Annotated in this window: 13 protein-coding genes and 1 tRNA gene; 12 read left to right on the top strand and 2 right to left on the bottom strand. The window is 39.8% G+C overall.

Going from position 1 to position 24,815, the window contains the following annotated elements:
* Positions 1-68 precede the first annotated feature (68 nt).
* The 11 genes from alr to DP117_RS18175 all read left to right on the top strand — a co-directional run bounded on the left by alr (position 69) and on the right by DP117_RS18175 (position 20,271).
* Complete coding sequence (alr, locus tag DP117_RS18225; protein ID WP_169219697.1) at positions 69-1,265, top strand: alanine racemase; 1,197 nt, start codon at positions 69-71, stop codon at positions 1,263-1,265.
* 244 nt (positions 1,266-1,509) lie between these two features.
* Positions 1,510-1,591 (top strand) — tRNA-Leu (locus tag DP117_RS18220).
* 1,041 nt (positions 1,592-2,632) lie between these two features.
* Entirely contained in the window at positions 2,633-3,703 is a 1,071-nt protein-coding gene (locus DP117_RS18215; RefSeq protein ID WP_169219696.1) for a response regulator, read from the top strand.
* A 66-nt stretch (positions 3,704-3,769) separates the two neighbouring features.
* Positions 3,770-4,147, top strand: a complete 378-nt coding sequence (locus DP117_RS18210) for a response regulator (protein ID WP_169219695.1) — start codon at positions 3,770-3,772, stop codon at positions 4,145-4,147.
* Between the two features lie 5 nt (positions 4,148-4,152).
* Positions 4,153-4,650, top strand: coding sequence for a chemotaxis protein CheW (locus DP117_RS18205; RefSeq protein WP_169219694.1), 498 nt, complete (start codon positions 4,153-4,155; stop codon positions 4,648-4,650).
* 65 nt (positions 4,651-4,715) lie between these two features.
* On the top strand, positions 4,716-7,535 hold the full coding sequence (locus DP117_RS18200) for a methyl-accepting chemotaxis protein (protein ID WP_169219693.1): 2,820 nt from the start codon (positions 4,716-4,718) through the stop codon (positions 7,533-7,535).
* A 239-nt stretch (positions 7,536-7,774) separates the two neighbouring features.
* On the top strand, positions 7,775-10,831 hold the full coding sequence (locus tag DP117_RS18195) for a hybrid sensor histidine kinase/response regulator (protein WP_169219692.1): 3,057 nt from the start codon (positions 7,775-7,777) through the stop codon (positions 10,829-10,831).
* A gap of 374 nt (positions 10,832-11,205) precedes the next feature.
* Entirely contained in the window at positions 11,206-14,031 is a 2,826-nt protein-coding gene (locus tag DP117_RS18190; RefSeq protein WP_248277707.1) for a methyl-accepting chemotaxis protein, read from the top strand.
* Between the two features lie 377 nt (positions 14,032-14,408).
* Complete coding sequence (locus DP117_RS18185; protein WP_169219690.1) at positions 14,409-16,679, top strand: EAL domain-containing protein; 2,271 nt, start codon at positions 14,409-14,411, stop codon at positions 16,677-16,679.
* Positions 16,680-16,936: 257 nt separating this feature from the next.
* On the top strand, positions 16,937-18,442 hold the full coding sequence (locus tag DP117_RS18180; RefSeq protein WP_248277706.1) for a rhomboid family intramembrane serine protease: 1,506 nt from the start codon (positions 16,937-16,939) through the stop codon (positions 18,440-18,442).
* Between the two features lie 32 nt (positions 18,443-18,474).
* Complete coding sequence (locus tag DP117_RS18175; protein WP_169219689.1) at positions 18,475-20,271, top strand: YARHG domain-containing protein; 1,797 nt, start codon at positions 18,475-18,477, stop codon at positions 20,269-20,271.
* Between the two features lie 176 nt (positions 20,272-20,447).
* Here DP117_RS18175 and DP117_RS18170 read toward each other — a convergent pair whose 3' ends face one another.
* Both DP117_RS18170 and DP117_RS18165 read right to left on the bottom strand, forming a co-directional pair.
* Positions 20,448-21,500: a tellurite resistance TerB family protein gene (locus DP117_RS18170; RefSeq protein ID WP_169219734.1), complete on the bottom strand. Its 1,053-nt coding sequence runs from the start codon at positions 21,498-21,500 to the stop codon at positions 20,448-20,450.
* A 208-nt stretch (positions 21,501-21,708) separates the two neighbouring features.
* Positions 21,709-23,004, bottom strand: coding sequence for a hypothetical protein (locus DP117_RS18165; RefSeq protein WP_169219688.1), 1,296 nt, complete (start codon positions 23,002-23,004; stop codon positions 21,709-21,711).
* 643 nt (positions 23,005-23,647) lie between these two features.
* Here DP117_RS18165 and DP117_RS18160 point away from each other — a divergent pair.
* Positions 23,648-24,815: PEP/pyruvate-binding domain-containing protein (locus DP117_RS18160; protein ID WP_282440299.1), on the top strand; the 1,168-nt coding region annotated here is incomplete at its 3' end.

The raw sequence follows: 24,815 nt of genomic DNA, 5'->3' as shown, positions 1-24,815 counted from the left end.
GCTTCTAACAGTAAGAATAATGTAAATGATTTAGAAGCCAAACAGTGGTGTGATAGGAGTTATTCAAGATGTTGAGTCACGAGCAAACTTCCAGTTTAACCTCTAATCAGCAGTTAGATACCTACCCCTGGTTGTCGCAACGTGCTTGGGTAGAAATTAACTTGTCAGCATTGTCGTACAACGTCAAGCAGCTTTTAAAGATACTCTCACCCTACACCCAGCTGATGGCGGTGGTGAAAGCTGATGCTTATGGACATGGAGCAGTTACAGTCGCCCAAACTGTGTTAGAGTCTGGAGCAAGTTGGTTAGGAGTCGCGACAGTTCCAGAAGGAATTCAATTGCGAGAAGCAGGAATGAAAGCTCCAATTTTGATCTTGGGTGCAACTCATACCCCAGAACAAATTCATGCGATCGCCAAATGGAAACTTCAACCAACATTGATTTGTCCTAAACAAGCTTTAGTTTTTTCCAATACTTTAGAAACCATCAATACCGAGACTTCACTACCTGTACACGTGAAATTAGATACAGGAATGTCTAGGTTAGGAACCAATTGGCGCGAGGCTGCTGAGTTTGTTCAGCTTGTACAACGGTTACCCCATCTGACTATTGCTAGTATATATTCTCACTTAGCAACGGCAGATAGTCTCGACCGCACAGTTATGATACAGCAGCAGCAAAGGTTTGAGCAAGCAATTGCCCAACTCAAGACAATAGGCATACAACCGCCTTGCCTACATCTGGCAAATTCAGCTGCAACCCTAACCGATAAAGCATTGCATTATGATATTGTGCGTGTAGGTTTAGCAATTCACGGACTTTACCCAGCTGAGCATTTGCGCTCAAGCATAGACTTGAAACCTGTTTTACAAGTTAAAGCGCGAGTCACACAAGTAAAAACTATTGCCTCTGGAACTGGTGTCAGCTACAGTCATCAATTTGTTGCTTCAGACGAACTCCGCCTTGCTGTGGTAGGAATTGGTTACGCCGATGGTGTTCCTCGCAATCTTTCCAATAAAATGCAAGTGTTAATTCGTGGTCAACGAGTGCCGCAGATTGGCACAATTACAATGGATCAGTTGATGCTAGATGTCAGTGCATTACCAGATGTACAGGAAGGCGAAGTCGTAACTCTACTTGGAACACAGGGAAAAGAAGAAATTACTGCTGAAGATTGGGCAAATCAATTAAATACAATTTCTTGGGAAATTCTCTGTGGTTTTAAGCACCGTTTACCTCGTGTTGCGGTATTTAGTCAAAGCTGATGATTCTCTGGTTAGTGCTTGGTAGATAGTGAAACAAGCGCTGCTGTGGTGTGGACTGGGTTTGTTTACTCATAGGCGAGTGCCTCAACGCGTGACTTTCGTCCAAGTTTTGATCTTACCTCCCCTCTTAGGGGGAATACGGCGCTATGCGCCTGTTCCTCAAGGGTTTTCAGCCAGCCTTCCTTATAATTAATCGTTAGGTGTTGCAACAGATGACTTTGTTATGATAATATAGACTACTAATGCGGATGTGGCGGAATTGGCAGACGCGCTAGATTTAGGTTCTAGTGCCGCAAGGCGTGAAGGTTCAAGTCCTTTCATCCGCACTATAAAAATTAGCACGCTTAGTGGTTATCTTTGCAGGTGTTTTTCGGTCTACCCGTACAAGACAGGGCTATTCATTGCTTCACTCTCTTTAAATTCTTGAAATTCAAAATTGAATAAGGGAGTCAAATAGGCTGAATTCTTCTATGTGGCAAAAGAATAAGTCCTTTCAAACTAGGATTTGAGCAAATTTCCACGCGACTCACCTCCATACACCTCCATACACAGAAAATTTGTCCCGAAAGTGGGAAATGTGTAGACTCAAACCAAGCAATCTTGATTTTTCTGGAAAAATATTGATTTGAAATCAAAGCAAGCTAAGTATAAACATGTTTTAAAAAGCACCGTGTATCGTGTATTTTTGACCGTAGAATCATCTCAAGAAAGACCACTACAATGACAATTAATACAACGAAATATAAATTCAACGGTCGTTAGAATTTTCTTGTCATTCTTATAGTTAAAAAATTTTTCGTATAAACTTCAACTCTCGGTCTGTCAAAGTTGTATGAGTCATATCATTGGCAAATTAAGGCTGTGAAGTATATAAAAGACAGTGGCAGTGTTCTGTAGTCTGGATTTTTTATGTTATACTTTACAGATTTGACAAGTAAAAATACTGTTGTACTAGCAAAACAGACCTGAGATTTACGCAGGTTCTAAAAACCGTACTATACTTAGGTACGAGTACTAAAGATAGCAGGGTTGGACTGAATAAAAAAAGCAGTATTATTTCGGTTGCCATTAGAAAAGGTTTACTCTAAGTCTCATGGCTTCATCTAGTCTTTACATTTTTTTTACTTGTCGTGTAAAGATGTCTGCTAATCTCAGTATAAGTTAGTAAATTTCACTGCAATTTGCGAATTATCTGAGGTTTTTCTATCCAGATAAAAGGGTGCTAACACTGAGTTTTTCCGCAAATCTTAAAGCTAGGCTTTTGTATTTTTTATAACAAAAGTTTTTAACCGTTTCAATGAAATTGTAGAAAAACCCTGCATAAATTTAGCTCACATTAGCAAGAATTTAGCCCAAGTAAAAGCAAAATGAGCACAACTCCTATAGGTAGCTACAAGTTTTTTCAGAAACTACACCCGCTATCTCTACTAGCACAATTAACAAGTCGGCGTGCTACAGGGTGCTTACAAGTATTTACAGAATCGGTTTCTTGGTCAATCTATCTAGAAGACGGTAAACTAGTTTATGCCTCTTCAGATAAAATGTTTGAGCGGCTTGAAAATATTTTGAGTCGCTTGGACCAACAAACAAACAATCTTACGAGTACATCTCTTATGCGGCTAAGGCCCATATTTGAGCAAAACACAGCGAATCAGTCAACGTCACAACCAGATTATCAAGCTATTTGCTGGTTAGTTAATGAAGAATATATTACTCCTCCGCAAGCAGCTGTCTTGATAGATGAATTGGCCAAAGAAGTCCTGGAGTCATTTCTCATAATAAAACAAGGAAGCTATGAATTTAAAAGTGAAACTTCTTTAAATGAATTACCAAAATTCTGTCGTTTGGACTTGCGATTACTTGTAGAACATTGTCAAAAACAGTTACGCAATCACCAACAGACTCAATCAACGATTGATACGCAAGTGAATTCCGAACTTATACCTAGCACTGAAGTTCCTGCAATGCAGCATAATCAAGTCAAAGTCGGGGAACAATTGCCAAATCACAACAATTTTGAGACTTCTCATCTGAACAACAACAAAGATTTACAACAACCTCGTGGCAAAAATACATACACAATTGCCTGTATAGATGATAGCCCCACAGTTTTAAACTCTATCAAGCACTTTTTAGATGAAAGCACATTTTCAGTTGTAATGATCAACGATCCTGTCAAAGCTTTGATGCAAATTCTCCGCAGCAAGCCTGACCTGATTTTACTAGATGTAGAAATGCCTAATTTAGATGGCTATGAGCTATGTTCTTTGTTGCGGAGGCATTCAGCTTTTAAGAATATCCCTATTGTTATGGTAACTGGCAGAACAGGATTTATAGACAGAGCAAAGGCAAAAATGGTGAGAGCTTCAGGGTATTTGACTAAGCCCTTTACTCAATCAGATTTGTTGAAAATGGTGTTTAAACATCTTGGTCATTGAAGTCGAGAGGAAAAGAACAGTCATAGAGTTTTATAAAGTACATTTAATTGTATAGGAGATATAGGGATGAGTATTACTTTGCTTGGCACAATTTTGATTGTTGAAGATTCGCCCAGTGAATTGGAACTGATGAGCCATTATCTCGTAGAAAGTGGTTATAACGTGATTCAAGCCACTGGTGCAAAGGAAGCAATAGAAAAAGCACAGTCACAAAACCTAGACGTGATCGTCACTGATGTGGTTATGCCGGGAATGAGCGGTTTTGAGTTGTGTCGTTCTCTCAAGAGAAATCCGGCTACTCAAAAAGTGCCGATTGTCATTTGCAGTTCTAAAAATCAGGAGATTGATCGATTGTGGGCAATGAGACAAGGCGCTGACGCCTATGTAACAAAACCTTACACTCGAGAGCAGCTCCTACGAGCAATTAAATCAGTAGTCATTTGAATCAAATGAATAGTTCCAAACTAGCACTCTCTCTAAAACAAAATCAAAATAGCTTGGGGGATGGCTATCTTAAGTTTCGGCTAAATAGACATACATCTGCCACTCTACCAATGAGACACACCCAAGAAGCAGTTGTTGTGCCTGTTGAGACCATATCATCAATGCCAAATATGCCTAGCTGTATCATAGGATTGATGAACTGGCGCAGTCGCATAGTTTGGGTGGTTGATTTACCAAAGATGTTCAATCTAGAATATCTAGATAGCAGGCTTCGGCAGTATAATGTAGTGATTATCCGGGTAGATTCAGTACTTTTAGGCTTGGTCGTACAAGAGATACAAGGTACCACTAAGTTTATGCCTGAAGAGGTTCGCTCTCCTATGGGACAAGTGGCAGCCAGTTTAATCCCTTATCTACGTGGTTGCGTTGTTCAACAAAGTGAAATATTACTTGTCTTAGATGCACAAGCAATTGTGCAATCTTCTATTCTCCGCAGTGATTAGGGTGTACTCCAAAGAGAACACTGAATTTTTCGTATTTTCATTCACCAGCATAGGAGAATATCTTAATGTTTAATAAAACTGATCCAGCTAAAAATATTGAAACTCAAAATGGAGCATCTGTTTCGTCATCTGAAAATGTCACGAATAACAATGGCAAAAAATTGGCTCACGAGGTGAATCCTGAATCTGCTCATCAGATGACACCAAATCGCGCATCTTCAACCTTGCGGCGGCTAAGTTTAGGTACCAAAGCGACATTACTGGCGATCGCTATTGGCACACTTCCTGTCTTAGCAATTGGAGCACTTGTTTACTTTGTTGCGAATAACTCCTTAACGAATAAAATTTCTCAAATTCAACAAGCAGAAGCCAAAGGTTTAGCAGACAAAGTGAACCGTTTCATGACAGAACGGTATCACAATATTCAACTTACATCTAATCTACCAATCTTCACAAATTCTAACCTAAGCAATACTCTCTCTCAAAAGGAAAAGCAAGCATTGCTGGATAAGTTTATAGATACTTATAAAGTTTATGACAGCATTGTGATACTTAACTTAAACGGTGATGTGATTGCACAATCTCAGGGAAACTTAATTCCTAATCAAAGCAGTAGTCAGGACTTTAAAGCAATACGGCAAAATGACCGTTTTTACATCAGTCAACCAGAAGTCACAAAAAACATAAGTGAGTCTCGTATTACGATTGCAACACCTATCAAAAGTTCTACAGGAGAAACAATTGCCGTAGTCAGAGCGAAGATACCCGTAAAAGCTCTAGATAATGTCATTAAAAATTATGCACAATCAGGGCACAAGTACTACTTGATTGATGGAACGGGAAAAATCTTCTTGGCAACGGACAAGAAATATATAGGTAATAGTGCTAAATCAGATTTTCCTGGCTTAGAACAGCAAGTAAAAAAAGACGATACTTTTATTAGTGTTAATCAAACTGATAACCAAGAGCAACTTGTTAGCTACTCATCCAGAACACAAGATGGATTGCCGAATTTGAATTGGCGATTCATTCTAGCGACAGACACAGCAATAGCATTTGACGCTCAAAGACAATTATTGTTAACAGTTGCAGTTGGAACAGGATTGACAGCATTAATTGTTGCGTTAATTGCAGTCTGGTTAGCCAAACGAATCACAGAACCAATTACGAAAGCAACCACAGCAGTGGCAAAACTCGGTAAAGGAGAGCTCAGTACCCGTTTGGAAGTACAATCACAAGACGAGTTCGGCATTTTGAGCGATAACATCAATCAAATGGCGTCGCAACTCCAAACCCTGGTGAAACAACAAGCGCTAGACACAGAAAAGGCAAGGTTACTAACAGATATTACCCTGCGTACTCGTAGAAGTCTCAAAGTAGAGGACATCTACAAAACAGCTGTCAGAGAAGTTCGTCAAGCAATAAAAACAGACAGGGTTCTCATTTATAAATTCAATTTAGAAACCTTAGATGGAAATGTCGTCGCTGAATCAGTTACGGCTGGATTACCAAGAATGTTAGGAGTTCGAATCGATGATCCTTGTTTTCGAGAACGTTACGCAGAAAGTTATAAAGATGGTCGAGTACGAGCAATATCTAATATTTATCAAGATAATAACCTCAGCAACGCAGAGTGTTACATCAAAATGTTGGAAAAATTTGCTGTGAAGGCAAATTTGGTCGCACCAATTATTCTCGAAGGAGAACTGGTAGGCTTAATCATTGCTCATCACTGCGAAAGTCCCCGGAATTGGCAACAACCGGAGATAGATTTGTTTAGACAACTAGCTACCCAAGTCGGCTATGCTCTAGAACAAGCACAGCTTCTTGAAGAGGTAGAAAAAGCAAGGGCGATCGCAGAAAGAGTATCCAGAGACGAACGCCAAGAAAAAGAAACTCTGCAAATGCAACTTTTGGAACTTCTTTCTGAAGTTGAGGGTGCAGCCAGTGGTGACTTAACAGTGCGTGCTGAAGTGACAGCGGGAGAAATTGGCACAGTTGCTGACTTTTTCAATTCTATCGTTGAAAGTTTGCGGTTGATTGTCACTCAAGTTCAACAAACCGCCACCCAAGTCAATGAAGCAATTGGGACAAACTCCGGGGCAATCCATCAACTCGCAGAGGAAGCACTGACTCAAGCAGCAGAAATCAACCACACACTAGATGCAGTTGATAACATGACCCAATCAATTGAATATGTTGCTCAAAGCGCCCAACAAGCAGCTTTAATTGCCAATAGCGCCGCCCAAACTGCTAAAAAAAGTGGCATCGCAATGGATATGACAGTGCAAAACATTTTGTATTTGCGCGAAACAGTGGGCGAAACCACCAAAAAAGTTAAGCGCTTGGGAGAATCAACGCAACAAATCTCACGTGTCGTGGCATTAATCAATCAGATTTCCATGCAAACCAACTTACTTGCGATTAATGCAGGAATTGAAGCCGCACGTGCAGGTGAGGAAGGTCAAGGTTTTGCCGTTGTCGCAGAGGAAGTTGGGGAATTAGCAGCCCGCAGTGCTGCAGCAACCACAGAAATTGAACAAATTGTCGAGAACATCCAACGGGAAACAACCGAGGTTGTGCAAGCGATGGAACTGGGAACAACTCAGGTTGTCGAAGGTACACGCATTGTCGAAGATGCCAAGCAAAATCTAGCTCAGATATTGGAAATTTCACGGCAAATAGACGCTTTGGTGCAGTCGATTTCTCTGGCGACAACATCACAGGCGCAAACATCACAAACAGTGAGCCAATTAATGCAAAATATAGCTGCTTGCTCGCAGCGCACAAGTGATTCTTCGATCAAGGTATCGCAATCTTTGCAAGAAACTGTCGAGATTTCTCAGCAATTACAAGCAACTGTTGGTACCTTCAAGGTGAATTAGTCATTGGTCTTTTGTCTTTTGTCATTTGTATCTGACCCTTGACCAATGACTGATAATTAGTGAAGACTGGAGGTGACGCTAGATACAACTGTCTTCAGTTCGTCATCCAACGGACAGGCGGGTTTGCCAGTCACCTGCCTTTGGGTTACCCTCCCACAGTGCTGCTCTCACCGCACTGCCTCCTAATGATTCATGATTAATGACTAATGACTAATGACTAATGACTAATAGCAAAGACTATGTCACAAGACAAAGAATTAGAAATCCAGATGCAATTTCTGGAGGAAGCGACCGATTACTTAAATACCCTAGAAGGGGTATTGTTAGAATTCAATAACAATCATCGTATTTCTCAAGAAAAAATTAATGCCGCACTTCGAGCTGCCCACTCAATAAAAGGTGGCGCAGGCATGATGGGATTTCGCTCCCTAAGTGATTTGGCTCACCGCTTGGAAGATTCCTTTAAAGTTTTAAAAACTAGGAAAAACTCTTTAGAAATTGACACAGAATTACAAAGTTTATTGCTATCTGGAGTAGATTGGCTACGTCAGATAGTGGAATTGTTATCACAAGGCAATCCTATAGATGAACATTGGTTATCAACTTTCTGTTATCCAGTGTTTGAAGAACTGCATGCGCGTTTAGGTGATCCAAGCCCAGAGGATGCAGCAACTATGCTGTCTCCAGAAGACGGGCAAGACATCATTCCTTTACTGTTTGAAACAGAGGTAGAAGGGTGTTTAGAACGCCTAGAATCTGTGTTGGCAGATAGCGCACAGCCCTGTTTAAAAGAAGAAGTTGCGATTATGGCAGCTGAGTTGGGTGGTTTGGGTGAAATGCTGCAATTATCAGCTTTTACTCAGCTTTGCGAATCAGTAGGAAACTACTTGGAAACTGTTGCTCCCTCTGAAATTGAAACAGTTGCTCGTGCAGCATTGGAAGCATGGCGGCGATCGCAAGCGTTAGTGATCACAAATCAACTAGATAGGTTACCAACAGAAATTAAACTAGATGATTTGATCGTAGTTGGTGCAGCACATACCCAAAAAGAACTACCAAAAGTAGAAGTCGTACCCACGCTAGATCCAGAAACAGAAGTTACGCAAACAGATATCCTACAATCAGAAGAAACAGAAGAAAATTGGCTAGATCGTGAAATCATTGCAGCTGATTTTGAAGCTTTAGAAGCAGCTTTTGCAGATGAGATTAAAGCTCAATTTGAAGTCGAACAAAATACAGATATTGAGCCAGAAAATCAGACAACAAATTACAAATTTATTGAGCAGAAAGTCGAACAAACTGTTGGTAACAACCACAATAAGAATGAACCTCCAGAAAATACAGTTCGAGTTCCTAGCAAGCAACTCGAACAAATTAATGATTTGTTCGGAGAACTGATTATTCAGCGTAACGGATTGAATTTACAACTTGAGAAGTTACGCAAACTGATTCGCAATTTGAACCAGCGAGTACAAGTTCTCGGCAGAGAAAATCAGCAATTACGTACAGCTTACGACAGAATAGCAACTCAGAGCGTGCTGTCATCTGGTGTTCCATTATTACCATTACTACCAAGTGAAAATGTGGAGACGTCTATCGCATCTAACGATGACGACCAGACACAAGCTGGGTTTGATTCTTTAGAAATGGATAGCTATAACGAATTAAACCTGCTTTCTCAGGAAGTGATGGAAACTATCGTTCAGGTACAGGAAGTCACCAGTGATATTCAACTCGGTCTTGACGATACAGATCTATTTGCCCGCAAGCTTACCAAAACATCCAAGCAGTTACAAAGAAAGCTGACTCAAGTACGGATGCGCCCATTATCTGACATTGTGGATCGCTTTCCTAGGGCTTTGCGCGACCTGTGTGTAGAGTATGGCAAAAACGTGCAATTGAAAATTGAGGGTGCAGCTATCTTAGTTGAACGTAACATCTTAGAGGCTTTAAATGAGCCTTTGATGCATATGTTGCGAAATGCCTTCGACCACGGTATAGAAGATCCAGCAACACGCCGCGCCTCCGGTAAGCCAGAACAAGGATTAATTGAGATTAAAGCCACACATCAAGACAATCGCACAATCCTGACTCTCAGAGATGATGGACGTGGGATTTCACTAGATAAAATTCGCGCCCGTGCTATAGCTATGGGATTAGAACCAACTCTCATAGCACAAGCAACTGATGAAGAATTGCTCTCGCTCATTTTTGAGCCAGGATTTAGCACATCTGACCGAGTGACGGCTTTGTCCGGTCGTGGTGTCGGGATGGATGTGGTTCGTAGCAACCTCAAACAAGTCCGGGGAGACGTTAAAGTTAATACCGTATCAGGAAAGGGAACTACTTATACGATATCAGTGCCGTTTACACTCTCAGTCGCAAGAGTCCTACTGATAGAAAGTCATCGAATGCTTTTAGCATTTCCTACAGATGTAGTTTCAGAAATCTTCTTGCTTGATCACGAGCAGGTGTTTTCAATGGCGAACAGCGAAGTCCTGAATTGGCAAGGAAGCATGTTACCGTTAGTTCGTCTCGGTCGGCATTTAGAGTTTAATTGCCCCCGTTACGATAACCCAGACTTAGAAACTCCTCCTGCAATTAATGCTCCTAGCATACTCATCGTCAACCAAGGCAATCAACTAGTAGCGGTGCAAGTTGATCGTTGTTGGGGTGAGCAAGAAGTTGCCATCCGTCGAGTTGAAGGAAACATACCTTTACCGAATGGCTTTAGCAACTGTACCATTCTGGGTGATGGTCGGGTAGTCCCACTCGTAAATGCCAGCGAGTTACTTTATTGGATTGTTACCAACCAGCGCACACCAAAAACCAATCAACTACCATCGACAAGGTTAAAGACTGTTTTCCTAACGCCAGCTAGCGAAAAATCAATACCATCAATTCATCAAAAAGGTACCGTTTTGATTGTAGATGACTCAATTAATGTCCGCCGCTTCTTAGCCCTCACTCTAGAGAAAGGAGGGTATCAAGTCGAACAAGCTAAAGATGGTCAAGATGCACTAGAAAAACTTCAGAGTGGTTTAAGAGTTCAGGCTGTTATTTGTGATATTGAAATGCCTCGTGTTGATGGTTATGGCTTTTTAGGTCGTATCAAATCAAATACTGACTTTAGAGATATACCTGTCGCTATGCTAACCTCTCGCAGTAGCGATAAACATCGTCAATTGGCAATGCAATTAGGTGCCAGAGCTTACTTTTCCAAACCTTACAACGAGCAAGAATTGCTGAAAACTTTACATGACATCATTTTTCCTCTGACAGGAGCTTCTAACTAAACGCTGAAATTCGCTTATTCAATTATGAATTTTGAATGAGCGAACTCCTCCGCAAGAGGTATAAAGATTGATCATTTTGAATAAATGAATTCCCCTAAAGAAAGATTGATTTATTAGTGCATTTACTTAAAGATTTTAGGCAGAGTTTGTCATTCATCAGTTAAGTGTATTTACTAATGTTAAATAAAAACATTTAACATTTTCCAGTATATTTACCCATGCATAATGTAGGCGTCAGGGCAGAATGTAATATAAAATACACAACGATCATTTAAACTCTAATGACCAAAAATAACAGGATATCCCTGACTAAAAATCATCAGATATTGCACCGAGTTAAAAAAGCAAAAATTGTGGCTAACCAAAAGATTTTTATGTCTTTAAGTAAATGGTTCTACAACCTTCCTATTAGTCGCAAACAGTTGATTGCTTTAATCGCTTCTGAATTAGTGTCTGTTCTGGGAATAGGTATTGGAGCCACCCTAATTATTATTAACGGCTTACGGACTCAACTGCTTGAACAAGCCAAGTCAGAAGTTGCAGTTGTAGATACGAATTACAACATTAAAATTAATCAAATGGGCTTTGGGTTTAGAGGGCAATCAGATAATACTGCTATTATTAAAGCCTCTGTCAACTATAACTCAAGCAAAAGCATAAGTTCCGATTTAAAAGCAGAAGTTAAGCGAATTCTGGTGAACGAAATCAAGGCTCGCAAAATTGAATATGCAACCTTAGTCGGTAAAGATTTCAAGATTATTGTCAACGCGAATAAGAACCGTGAAGGTGAAGTTTTTAATCCTAACAACTTGGTCAGTGATGTTTTTAAAAATCCTAAGCAAATTAAAGCTAGTAGAATCGTTAGCTGGTCAGAGTTGAGTAAAGAATCACCACCTTTACCAAATAGTTTCAGCAATCAAGATGCTCTCATTCGTTATACGGTAACGCCTGTGAGAGATCCAAAAACAAGTACTGTTGTTGGTGCTTTGGTTTCCGGAGATATTGTGAATGGCAAAGACCCAATTGTCAGGAACACTCTACAAGCGACTGGAGGCGGCTACAGTGCTGTTTATTTACGTCAACCGACTGGAAAATTTACTCTAGCGACTTCTCTGGATAAAGGTCAAACTGAGGATTTAAACCAAGCTCAGTTGAATGTAAAATTACCAAAAGAAGGAGAGTTTTTACTGAAAGAGGCAGCAAGATCAACCGATGGAAAAGCGGTGACTGGACGCATATTTGTAGGAAATCAAACTTACACAATAGCAGCCAAAGCTGTCCCTAATAAAATAGTTGAAGAAGCTGAAGGACCCCAAACAATTTTTGACGGGCACTCAAGTGCTATTTTAGTGCGAGGAACTCCAGAAACAGCTTTAAATTATTTACTACTACAAAGTTTGCTGGAACAAGCCCTCACCGTTGTGTTCGCACTCATCATTATTGCAATTTGGGCAGTTATTCTCCGGCGGACAATTATTCAACCTATCGAAAACCTACAGCAAACAGCGCAAAAATTTGCGGCTGGCGATCGCTCTTCTCGCGCTGAGATTTTCTCTACAGATGAAGTCGGTCAATTAGCCGTTAATTTTAATATCATGGCACAAAAACTCGTAGAACAAATCCGATATCAAGAAAATGAAACGAAAGTTGCAATGCAACTGAATGAAATAACTACGAGTATGCGGGAATCGCTAGACACAAAAAAAATCTTAAAAGCAGCAGTTTCTAGTACGCGAAAAGTTATACAAGTTGAGCGAGTGCTTTTCTATCGTTTAGACGAAAACTATCTAGGTACAGTTATTGCTAAATCCGTTAATTACGAAGGTTCCGCAGCTTTAAAAACAAATCTCACTGAACTGTTTCATGCAGAAGAACACTCTCAAGACTATACGGTGAGTGGGGTTAAAGCAGTTGAAAACATTTACGAAGCCGATTTGAGCGAGCAATACATTAAACAGCTAGAATCATTTGCCGTCAAAGCGTATTTACTGGCACCTATTTTCCTCAACAAAAAACTATATGGTTTATTGGTAGCACATCAGTGTTCTAATTACCGAAAGTGGCAAGATATAGAAATCACTTTGTTTAAACAGGTCGCAATTCAAGTTGGTTATGCTTTAGAACAATCAAGGCTTCTTCAAGATATAGAACAAAGTCGTCAACTTGCTCAAACAGCTTCAATTGAGGAACGCAAACAAAAAGAAGCCCTAAAAATGCAACTTTTGGAACTGCTAAATGATATTGAAGATGCAGCCAAAGGTGATTTGACAGTGCGTGCTGAAGTCAAACAAGGTGAAATTGGTACAGTTGCTGACTTTTTCAACTCTATCGTTGAAAGTTTGCGCTTGATTGTAACAAAAGTGAAGCTATCAGCATTACAAGTGAATCAGGCGATTGGGACAAACTCTGGTGCAATTCGTGAACTAGCAGAAGAAGCACTGACTCAAGCAGAAGAAATCAACCGCACACTAGATGCAGTTGATAACATGACCCAATCAATTGAATATGTTGCTCAAAGCGCCCAACAAGCAGCTTTAATTGCCAACAGCGCCGCCCAAACTGCCAAAAAAAGTGGCATCGCAATGGATATGACAGTGCAAAACATCTTGTATTTGCGCGAAACAGTGGGCGAAACCAGCAAGAAAGTCAAACGCTTGGGAGAATCAACGCAACAAATCTCGCGTGTGGTGGCATTAATCAATCAGATTTCCATGCAAACCAACTTACTATCGATTAATGCAGGAATCGAAGCCGCACGTGCGGGTGAGGAAGGTCAAGGTTTTGCAGTTGTCGCAGAGGAAATTGGGGAATTAGCAGCCCGTAGTGCTGTAGCAACCACAGAAATTGAACAAATCGTCGAGAACATCCGACGGGAAACAACCGAGGTTGTGCAAGCGATGGAACTGGGAACAACTCAGGTTGTCGAAGGTACACGCATTGTTGAAGATGCCAAGGAAAATCTGGCTCAAATATTGGAAATTTCACAGCAAATAGACGCTTTAGTACAGTCGATTTCCCTGGCGACAACATCACAGGCGCAAACATCCTATGTCGTTAGCCAATTAATGCAAGATATAGCTGCTTGCTCGCAGCGCACAAGTGATTCTTCAATCAAGGTATCGCAATCTTTGCAACAAACTGTGGAGATTTCTCAGCAATTACAAGCAACTGTTGGTACTTTCAAGGTGAATTTGAATTAGTCATTAGTTTCTTCTTTGATCTACAGTAAGAGGCAATACGGTTGCTGTTAAGAAGAATTGTAGCTTGGGTTAAGCGCAGTGCAACCCAACAAAACCAAGGTAGATGTTGTGTTTCCTTGTAAGAGCGGTACTAGGATGCGTTACGGCTTTGCCATAAGGCAATACGGTTGCTGTTAGGGCCTGATGAGAATTTCCAGTGTGTAGAACGACGGGATGCAACGTCTCTTGCATTGGTTGACGGTAGATCAATTCTCTTAATTTATATCTTGCACTCTTGTCAAAAACCGGGTGCAAGATATAAGGAGAGTCGTTATAGAATTGAGATTTTATTTTGCAGATGCAAGATATCAATATGCAGAAATCTGGAGAAATTAGCTATGAAGAGGACTAACTATGCTGTATTAATAGGAATTAATAATTATCATGATTCTCAATATTTACCTTCTCTTGAATATGCTGAAAAAGATTGTCAAGATTTTTACAAACTTTTGACAGATATAGAAACTAGTATTTTCTTGGAAGAAAACACGACTTTGCTCTTAGGAGAAGATGCAACTACAAATAATATACGAGAAGTCCTTTTTAGAGAAATTGTACAAAAACCAACTGCTAATGATACTGTTTTAGTCTATTTTTCAGGACATGGTTTCATTCTTGGACAAGACCAACGAAAAGCTTATCTAGGAACTCGTGATGTAGATGTTATGACTTTACTCACGAAAAATAGACGAGCAGGCTTGAGAATGGATGAACTCTACGAAGATATTTTCTTAGCTTCACCGGCAAAATGTGTTCTTTTTATTCTAGATAGCTGTCATAGCGGAGCATTTGTTCCATCTGTGACTAAAGGAACGATGAGTAGTGTCACCAAAATACTCACTGATGAAAAATTAATAGACAAGAGATTCTTTTTAGGAGAAACTGGTCGAGTTGCTATTGTCTCATGTCCAGCAGATGTGAGTTCTTACGAAAGTAAAGAATTTCAAAATAGTGTGTTCACTTACTATTTGCTTCAGGGGTTAAGAGGAGGAGCAATTGAACAAGATACTGGTGAAGTGACAGTTGATAGCTTGTTAACCTACATCCGAAATCATGCTCCTTCTAATCAACTTCCAGGACGTTATGGACAAGACTATGGTCGAATTGTTCTCGCTAAATCTAGCTCTAACTGGCAAGAACAGAATACCAAAGAACAGACCACTTTTATCAGTTCTAAAGCACAATTTCATTCTCAACAACGTTTAGAGGTCACTCCTTTAAACAATCCATTTGAACCTTACAAAGCTTTTCTCGATAGTTTGATAAAACTCCTAACAGATGAATCTTCACTTTCTAGCGTAGAAAATCGAGTTTTGGAAGCAGTTCGCATCACATCCAGCGCAGATTTTGTAGTTGTTCTACGTCAATATCAGGATAAATGGATTATCCGAGCACAAAGTCATCTTGAAGCGACACAGTTAAGCCAAAGTACTTATGTTGAGACTGTTGTTTCGCAAATTTTACCAATACTTTCTTCTGACAAATCTGTCTTTAGCCGAGATTATCATGGAGCCTTTCTTCTTTATGAAGACAGAGAAACAACCAAAGCATTGATGTTTTTACCATTGCCATCTTTATTAACGAATGATTTGATGGTTGTTTGTGGTTTATCTCAAAATTCCCCGATTTTAGGAGAAGTGTACGGACGAATTCTAAGCTCTTTGTATTCAGCAAGTCATGAGTTAACCTCTGTGCAAACTTCTTTAGTAGAAGCTGCTATTCTGGATGATCTAAAACGAGCTTATGGGTTTGTTTCTTTGGCAATGTATCATCGTAGATTTCAGTTGTTCCGTGAACGTCTGAGTCAAATGATAGTTCACTTTGAACCAGTTTTGTATCTCAGTCCAAAACGTCCATATATTTACAGTTGGGAAGCTTTAGCCCGCAATCCAGATAATGGTTTTGCTCCTATTGATCTGTTTGAGGCTGCAGAACTTTGGGGTGATCAATTTATGATTGAACTTGACATATATTTTATGCAACACGCTATAACTGCTTATCACGCTGCTTGTTTGCGTACCCCAGGAAGACGAAGAGTTGAAGATATACAAGAACTATCGGTCAATGTATATCCACAATCATTAATGCACGAAACCTATTTTAAAGCAGTTAAGCAGATTTTGGCTGATGAAGAACTGCTTCAGGCTGAAAAACTGATATTAGAAATTTCCGAGAAGTCTCCATTACCAGAGTATAAAACCGTGTCTAAAAAGTCTGCCTTACAAGTCTTCCGAAGAGAGTTAGGGAAGTATGTACGAGAGTTAAAGATTGGGTTTGCTATTGATGACTTTGGTGTTGGTCATGCTTCAGTCAATCGCTTGGCAGGATTGAATCCTGCTCATGTTAAGATAGATCGTGATATTCTTCACCAAGCATCTATTGATATTACATGTCGCTTTGTGCTTGACCTTGCTAGTGAAGGGCGCTCTCATGCTCCAAAAGTCGTCATTGAAGGATTTGACAACACAAGTCCAGTGACATTAGGGAAGTTATATCAACTTGGAATTCGATACGTTCAAGGATACATCATCGGAAAGTCCGGGACGGAATTGAATCGTCTTGATCCACAGCAGCGTGATTATTTAAAACAGCTGATTAGTAATGTCTAAATTGAGTACACCCACTTTTAAAAAGAGTAGAGTTCATACGTCAAGCTTAATATAGGCAAAAAATCAGCATTGAAAGCGCTGGCTTTGGAAGTGTAGCTTTCTTGGATTTTTACAAAGTTAATACACGCATATTGAAAACAAAATCATAATAGTAATGACTGAATTGCTGTACAACCAGGCATTTCCTGATTAGTGTAAATCCAATGGATCTTAATCACATACTGATTTGGCTTGTGTGTCTATCGTGCATCTCGACCATGATGAGTGCATCTCGTATTTCTACTCAGAATAATCTTGGCTGGATTATAGTGTCAGGATTCATCTTGGTTGTCATAGGAGTTTTTTCCTATTTTACTCCATCCTTAAGTGGCTTAATAGGTGGATGCTTATGGGGGATTTTAATTATTTTACCTAGTTTTGGTCACAGGAAGGTTGACCAACTTATTGCTCAACAACGTTTTGATCAAGCAAGCACAGTCGCAAGCCTAATTTCCTGGCTTCATCCATTAGATGGTTGGCGCGAGCAACCAAAATTATTACATGCTCTAGATTTGAGCCAGCGTGGAGAAAGAGCTTCAGCTATTGCAATTCTAGATCGTTATCAAACTGCGACAACACCAACTGGTCGTTCTGCAATTGTTAATCTTTACCAAATGGATGCTCGTTGGGAAGAACTCTTGATGTGGATACAAGATAGCCTCAGCGAAGCAATGTTGCAAAAAGATTTTGATATGCTGAAGTACTACCTGAGAGTCCTTGGAGAAACTGGCGATTTGAATGGTATGCTCCAAGCTTGGGAGCGCTATGAGCGTAGTCTAGAAAAAATACCCAACCTGAGAACACGCAATCTAGTACGTATGTATGTGCTAGCCTTTTGCGGTCAAACAGAACATGTAGCCAGATTATTCAATGGTCCATTAGCGAATTATTCCAACACTATCAAATTATTCTGGTTAGCAACAGTTGATCAAGCAGCGGGAGAACTTATCATAGCTCACGAGCAATTTTTGAGTATTGCTGATAGCAGTGATGTTCGCATTCGTAACGCAGTCGCAAGACGTTTATCCACTCCTGTGGTTGTTGCTCATACAATACTAACTGAAAAATCAGAAGAAATTCTTTCTAAAATCTGTACAGAAATAGAGTATGAAACAAAACATAACAGTAAACTCAGCATTAAGCCACGTCATGAGATCGGCACATATTCTATTATCAGTTTGAATCTACTTGTCTTTGCTTTAGAAGTGAAATTAGGAGGTAGTACCAACCTTAATAATCTATATCGTTTAGGTGCATTAGTACCACAAGAAGTTGTTGCTGGAAGTTGGTGGCGCTTATTAACAGCGGCTTTTCTTCACTTCGGGTTCTTGCACCTATTACTGAATATGCTTGGTCTTTATTTCTTTGGTCGCTTGGTGGAATTTGTTCTGAAAATGCCGCGATTTTTGCTATTGTACTTTACGAGTGCGATCGGCTCAATGCTGGCTGTCACTTATATGTCAGTTCTGGGATACTCTCAATCTAATTTTGTCGTTGGTGCATCAGGATGTGTGATGGGTCTTGTTGGTGGTTTTACTGCAATCTTATTGCACGACTGGCGAAGGAAAAAAACGCGTCTTGCTGCTAGAAGTTTGCGAGGAATGTTAACAGTCATTGTGGTGCAAGTCATCTTTGATTTAACAACTCCACACATTAGTTTTGTTGGGCATACTTCTGGGTTAATTGTTGGGTTTGTGATGGGGATGATTTTAAAAACTTTTTAACCCCTGCTTTCAATTGTTAATTAGCTGAGCTTATGTCAAATCTTTTAAACAATCGCTATCGAATTATCTGTTCTTTAGGGAGTGGTGGATTTGGTGAAACTTTCTTAGCAGAAGATACCCAAATGCCATCACTTCGTCGTTGTGTTATAAAACAACTTAAACCGATTCACAATAACCCTCAGATTTATCAACTTGTACAAGAAAGATTTCAACGTGAAGCCGCGATTTTAGAAAATTTAGGTGAAAGTAGTCAGCAAATACCAGTTTTATATGCTTTTTTTCAGTCTAATGGACTCTTCTACTTGGTTCAAGAGTATATTGAAGGCAATACGCTGACAGCTAAAGTCAAACAACAGGGAGTTTTTAGTGAAAGTGCTGTCCGTGAATTATTACTAACTTTATTACCTATATTAGAATACATACACTCAAGGCACATTGTCCACCGTGATATCAAGCCGGATAACATTATTTTGCGCGATCGCGATCAAAAACCAGTACTGATTGATTTTGGTGCTGTACGAGAAACAATGGGTACAGTCATCAATTCTCAAGGAAGTCTTGCTAGCTCAATTATCATTGGAACTCCAGGATATATGCCTAGCGAGCAAGCAATGGGTAGACCTGTTTATGTGAGTGATTTATATAGTTTAGGAATTACAATTATTTATTTGTTAACAGGAAAACAGCCACAAGAATTAGAGATAAATCCACAGACTGGAGAGATTGTTTGGCATCCTTATATCTTGAATATTAGCCCAACAATGATATTTGTGATTGACAAAGCAATTGCTTATCATCCAAGGGATAGGTTTGCTAGTGCAAGAGAAATGTTGCAAGCTTTGCAGGGAATACCAAATACAATTTTACCACCGACACAACCGCCTTCTACTCAACCTCCTACCGTATCTACACCATCTCCTGAAACGGTCACATCTACACCATCTCTAGTTCGCAGTCATAGTCAAAATCGTATCCTTATAGGAAGTGTAATTGCAGGTGGATTGATTGGCGCATCTATCATTATTGGTCTTGTGTTAACAAAATCTTCACAACAGCCAGTGGCAAAACAAACGACTTCATTCATACCATCAGAAAATCTCAGTTCTTTACCTACTTCTGCATCTGAAAAGACAAATCCTCAATTTCCAAAAGTATCAACGCCTGCACAATCAAATACAAATAGTAACAGTCTTCCCAGTTCTTTTTATTTTTTGGCAGATTCTGCCTTTGCAAATTCACAAACAGCTGCTCAGCAAGTTAAAAATTTACAGGCGGCTGGTTATCCTGAAGCAGGAATGTTTTGGATACCAGAATATCCAAATTTGTCGGATCAGCAGTTATTTGAAGTTTATACCGCCATCTTTAGCGAACGCAACAATTGCCTTGACTTACTAAGAACTTATGGACAAGTCAATTCCAAAGCTTATTGTGCGTTTGCAAGCAAAAATCCAAATTCACCCCCTGATCGCTTCTATTTCAAGCAAATTTCTACCTCATCTACACCTCCCTTAACTTCTGTAACACCGCTAGTGACTACAAAAACTGCTAATAATTATTCTTGGCTTTCTCAAAGACTTGTTACAGATAAAGATTTAGATGGGAAAAATGGTTTCGAGCTTGATATTATGCGAAATTCAATTTTCGCACATCATGGTCGTCGTTTTGACACTGCTGGTTTACAACAGTATTTTAATAAACAGCCGTGGTATCGACCTCTTTATTCACCAAAAGATTTTCCAACTAACTTACTCTCAAATACAGAACAGCAGAATGTGGAATATATTGCACAATATCAAGACCGTTACAATCGTAGATTTTTTAGTAAATAATCAATTGCATTATCTTACATCTTGCACCTGGAAAAACAAATGTCAATAGATGGAATGCCCAAATCTAAAACTCTAAATCGTATCACTAAACAACAGGGGTAGAACAAGCTCGATGTCTGATTACAAACCATCATGCGTCTACCCCTATAGTGAAAATTGGTAAAAGCTTGTCAATTCTAAGTAAACTCGATAGTATCAACAAAATTTAAAAGATTTTGCTTGATACCCTCGGCTTCTTCTTCCAAAGAACCTGGTTTTTCTCCATCAAAAAAGCTGCGCTGGCTGCTGACAACATACAAAAAGTTGTCGTAGATAAACGCCAGAAGTCCTCGGTAGGCATTCGACTTTGTTGCAGTACCGTTGTTTCCTGTTTTGGTTATTGTTGAAACTTCTGGCATATCAACTAACACGAAGTAAGCTCCTTGTAAGATGTCTTCGTGGTATTCTGTATGCTTTACCTGAGCATCTGGTAGATTAGCAACAATTGTTTGAGGCACATACTTATTGAGGAGAAGTGAACGCAGATATTCTTCTTGTCCCACAGAATCTATTTCTTCCGTCTGTTTTGAGGAGATAGGATAATAATCAATTCTCAACAATGTGCCAGAGTCATCAGAAAAGTTGACTGACCCTTCTTGAGTTTGAATTCTACCACCTTCGCTGATCTCCACCGGAATCAGAACTATAAAATTACCTGAGGGTGATTCATATACGTTTGGGTTTGAGTCTTCCTCAAGTTCTGTCTCATCCTCGTCTTCTGCGAAGTCTTCATCTACTTCTTCAAAGGTGGCGATCACCTCGTCCATGACTTCTTGGGCTTCTTCATCGTCAATTCCCATCGCTTCTTGCAGCTTTTTAAGCAAAGTCGTTTTCCCTTTGGGAATACGCAGTTCATCTTCGTCTATAAGTACGCTGACTCCCGCAGCATAAGCATCCAGTACTAACTCGTCTGTCAGAACATCTCTTGCAGTATTGAACAGCGCTCCTACTCCATTTTCCTCTGCAATGGCTATGACTTTATCAAGTTTTTCTAACAATTCGTCGTCTGAGTATTCTTCATAAATATCAACGAGTCCCCAGAGGATATCGGCTAAAAACTCTGGATCTACTTCCTCTAACGAAGAATCAGCGGCTGCTGTAACAACCGCGATCGCCGCTATAGCTTCTTCTGGGCTGAGTGATTCTTCTGATTTCTTTTTTGAGTTAAAAAACTTGTCGTACTTGCCCATGACTGCTTCCTTCTTACAAGCTTGCGAGTGATCATACAAATCTAGTGTCAATGGGTAGTTTAGCAATCAGCGAGTCTCCTGTTGTTTTATCTTTACAAAAAGCTTGTTTTAGATGTATATTAACATGCTGTTTGTACCGAGAAAAGCACACTCAAAGATGGCTGATTGACAGTATTTGAGACTTCAAAACTCATGTAGAAAGTATCTCTCAAGCATCAATGAGCTGTTCACTACCCTTGCTGGAATCAAATTTATTCACCAACTCCTGATTGACACTATGCTCATTTGAAGCATACAGGAAGCGCCGAGCAATGTCTTCGTAAAAATTTGGGTCTGTCCAGTATCCCATGTGCGCTTCGATTCCCCAACGAGCATCGTATTTCATTGGGAAATTATCTACATTATCGTAGTAATCAAGATGACCGCTAATTGGATCTTTTTGATGGAAGTAATTAACCCATTGAATTTTCTCTAGCTTACAATCCACTGGATTGATGGTGAAGTATGGAGTTGTCTTTGCAGATTGCGGTTTCACGCAAAAGGAATTGAGGTGTTCTAAGATTGAAGCACGAATGTACTGGTGCTTCTGTGCTTGTTCCTTACAAAAAAAGGCGATTTTGTCTAGTGGTGAACCAAAGCTTATTAGCCCTGTAATCTTATCTAAGCATAGACTTTTACCTTTGTCTTTTAAAAGACTTGCTTCAATACAGAGGCGGTTAAGTGTATCGTAGGCAATACAGCTGCCGAGAGAATGCCCAATCAGTATAACTTGGTCGTAATTAACTTCTTTATCTCTAAGAATAGCTTTCAATAATGCTAAGGATTCGCAAAGCATCTGGTCTCGAACTTTTTCGTGAGGCGATTTGACATCAGTAGTTGTATATATAGCGACGTCGCCAACTAAATTGACTAGTTGTGGAGTGATCAGTGATTGACTTAGTTTCCAAGCAGATTGCAGAAAACGACCGCTCATAAACGGATTTAGTAAAGACAGAATAAGCCAAAGTAACAGTCGCAACACTGGGAAGACAAAGTTGAATAAGCGCAGAAAAATAGTCAGCCAGCGCAAACGAAATTTAAACAAGTGTTTTTCATCACTAACTTGTAAAAGTTCATCTAATTGAGACTTGTTTTCTTCAAGGCTATAAAACTTAATTGTTCCTTCAAGCGTCTGCTCTGTCCACTGCAAAACCTCAGGTACGCTTATTTGGTGTGACGTCTGATTTGCCCAATAATATTCATGAAGATCAATTAACCAATCTTGTTCAGAATCTTTTGAACTTAAGCGCACAAAACTTTCGGTCCAAATAGAACCATTCGCTCGTCTTCGCTTCGCAACTAAGTGTTCTGCAATGACTGGCATATTTTGCTGTTCAAAATATTTAATAAAATTTTGTACAGAATAATCCACAGTTTCAAAAGGGTTTTGTTCCCCAACTCCATGAATGAGAAAAAATGCCGTGCGACCTTTGAGAGATCTAAGATTGATATGTTCCTGAATCATTGTAATTAACGCGTTTTGGGAAATGATTTTGCCTTTGATAACATACTTTTATAAAAAAGCCACTATTTTTGCAAACAGGTTTAACAGCTAGTTTGACAAATTTACTAAAGTTATCATTTCAAATGATACTCCATATATGAATTGCCAATGTGGATTTCACCAAGCAAACTTGATATTTTGACTCTTCTAGAATAGAAAATGCGCACTTGAGAGTCACCAAACTCATCAAACATTAGCTGACTTCCTATTGTGAAGGCTAAAGCGGTACAGATATAACTCCAGCAATCACACACAAAATTCCGGAATAGTTGAATCTCAAATAGTAGTCATAGATGTATGATTCTGCCGCAGTCATGCACAGTGTGATCTCTAAGGCAAATGAAAACAAGTCAAGATATATGAATTGCCAATAATAATGTAAATTTAACAAAGCAAACTTAATCTTTTTACTGTTCTAGAGTAGACAACGCATTCTGAGAGTTAGAAAACCTAGATTTTGGATGATTTGTCAGTGCAATATCTAAAATCTCTTCTGTAAAACCTAAAGAAACTATAAAATCATTTACGATTTAATGTGATATACCTTACGTAAAGGCAAGCAATCGTCGAACAGTCAGGGCATCAAATAGGGAGGCAAATGCAGATGGATACAGTAGCAAAAAATACTTTATTACAATCATCCTCCAAGGAGCGATCGCTCGTCCTGTGGTTTGATGAAGTGGGCATTACTGACATACCCATAGTTGGTGGGAAGAATGCATCTTTAGGTGAGATGATTCAACAACTAACACCCAAAGGTATCAACGTTCCTATCGGGTTTGCGACTACAGCCTACGCGTATCGCTATTTCATTCAAGGTGCTGGGCTAGAAGAACGCTTGCGCGAACTTTTTTCAGACTTAGATGTAGAAGATGTAAAAAATTTACGAGAACGAGGGAAAAAAGCGCGATCGCTCTTACTGCACACACCATTTCCCAAAGAATTAAGGGAAGCGATAGTTAAAGCATATCAAACTTTATGTGAGCGATACAATCCAGACACAGACGTAGCAGTGCGTTCAAGTGCAACTGCAGAAGACCTCCCCGACGCCAGTTTTGCCGGACAGCAAGAAAGCTACCTCAACGTGACTGGTACAGAAAGTGTTTTAGCCGCTTGTCACAAATGCTTTGCTTCCCTATTTACAGATCGTGCCATTTCCTACCGCCATACTAAGGGATTTGACCACTTCAGCATTGCCCTTGCTGTTGGCGTGCAAAAAATGGTGCGTTCTGATTTAGCATCTTCTGGAGTCATGTTCTCGATTGAAACAGAGACAGGATTCAAAGATGTTGCACTGATTAGCGCAGCATACGGTTTAGGAGAAAACGTTGTTCAGGGTTCCGTCAACCCAGATGAATACTACGTTTTTAAACCAACTCTTAAAGAAGATTTCCGCCCAATTGTCGATAAAAGATTGGGTAGTAAAGAATTAAAAATGGTTTATGATGACGGTTCTAAATTTACGAAAAATGTGCTAGTTCCTGAAAGTGACAGAGGCAAATTCGCCCTGACTGATGATGAAATTTTACAACTAGCTCGTTGGGCGTGTTTGATTGAAGAGCATTACTCTAAAGTAAACAACACTTACACCCCAATGGATATCGAATGGGCGAAAGACGGTATTACCAACGAACTGTTTGTTGTCCAAGCCCGTCCAGAAACAGTGCAGTCTCAAAAAACGGAGAATGTATTGCGGACTTACCGCCTTTTGGGACAAGGAGACAAGGAGACAAGGGAACAAGGGGATATTCCTTCCCCCCATCCCCCCATCT

Origin of the sequence: Brasilonema sp. UFV-L1, from assembly GCF_012912105.1 — a bacterium.
Taxonomy (GTDB): Bacteria; Cyanobacteriota; Cyanobacteriia; order Cyanobacteriales; family Nostocaceae; genus Brasilonema.
This window is presented reverse-complemented; position numbering and strand designations above follow the sequence as displayed.

What these genes read in the sequence shown, in the direction of transcription:
- alr (WP_169219697.1), top strand. Translation starts at nt 69, where the DNA reads ATGTTGAGTCACGAGCAAACTTCCAGTTTAACCTCTAATCAGCAGTTA.
- DP117_RS18215 (WP_169219696.1), top strand. Translation starts at nt 2,633, where the DNA reads ATGAGCACAACTCCTATAGGTAGCTACAAGTTTTTTCAGAAACTACAC.
- DP117_RS18210 (WP_169219695.1), top strand. Translation starts at nt 3,770, where the DNA reads ATGAGTATTACTTTGCTTGGCACAATTTTGATTGTTGAAGATTCGCCC.
- DP117_RS18205 (WP_169219694.1), top strand. Translation starts at nt 4,153, where the DNA reads ATGAATAGTTCCAAACTAGCACTCTCTCTAAAACAAAATCAAAATAGC.
- DP117_RS18200 (WP_169219693.1), top strand. Translation starts at nt 4,716, where the DNA reads ATGTTTAATAAAACTGATCCAGCTAAAAATATTGAAACTCAAAATGGA.
- DP117_RS18195 (WP_169219692.1), top strand. Translation starts at nt 7,775, where the DNA reads ATGTCACAAGACAAAGAATTAGAAATCCAGATGCAATTTCTGGAGGAA.
- DP117_RS18190 (WP_248277707.1), top strand. Translation starts at nt 11,206, where the DNA reads ATGTCTTTAAGTAAATGGTTCTACAACCTTCCTATTAGTCGCAAACAG.
- DP117_RS18185 (WP_169219690.1), top strand. Translation starts at nt 14,409, where the DNA reads ATGAAGAGGACTAACTATGCTGTATTAATAGGAATTAATAATTATCAT.
- DP117_RS18180 (WP_248277706.1), top strand. Translation starts at nt 16,937, where the DNA reads ATGATGAGTGCATCTCGTATTTCTACTCAGAATAATCTTGGCTGGATT.
- DP117_RS18175 (WP_169219689.1), top strand. Translation starts at nt 18,475, where the DNA reads ATGTCAAATCTTTTAAACAATCGCTATCGAATTATCTGTTCTTTAGGG.
- DP117_RS18170 (WP_169219734.1), bottom strand. Translation starts at nt 21,500, where the DNA reads ATGGGCAAGTACGACAAGTTTTTTAACTCAAAAAAGAAATCAGAAGAA.
- DP117_RS18165 (WP_169219688.1), bottom strand. Translation starts at nt 23,004, where the DNA reads ATGATTCAGGAACATATCAATCTTAGATCTCTCAAAGGTCGCACGGCA.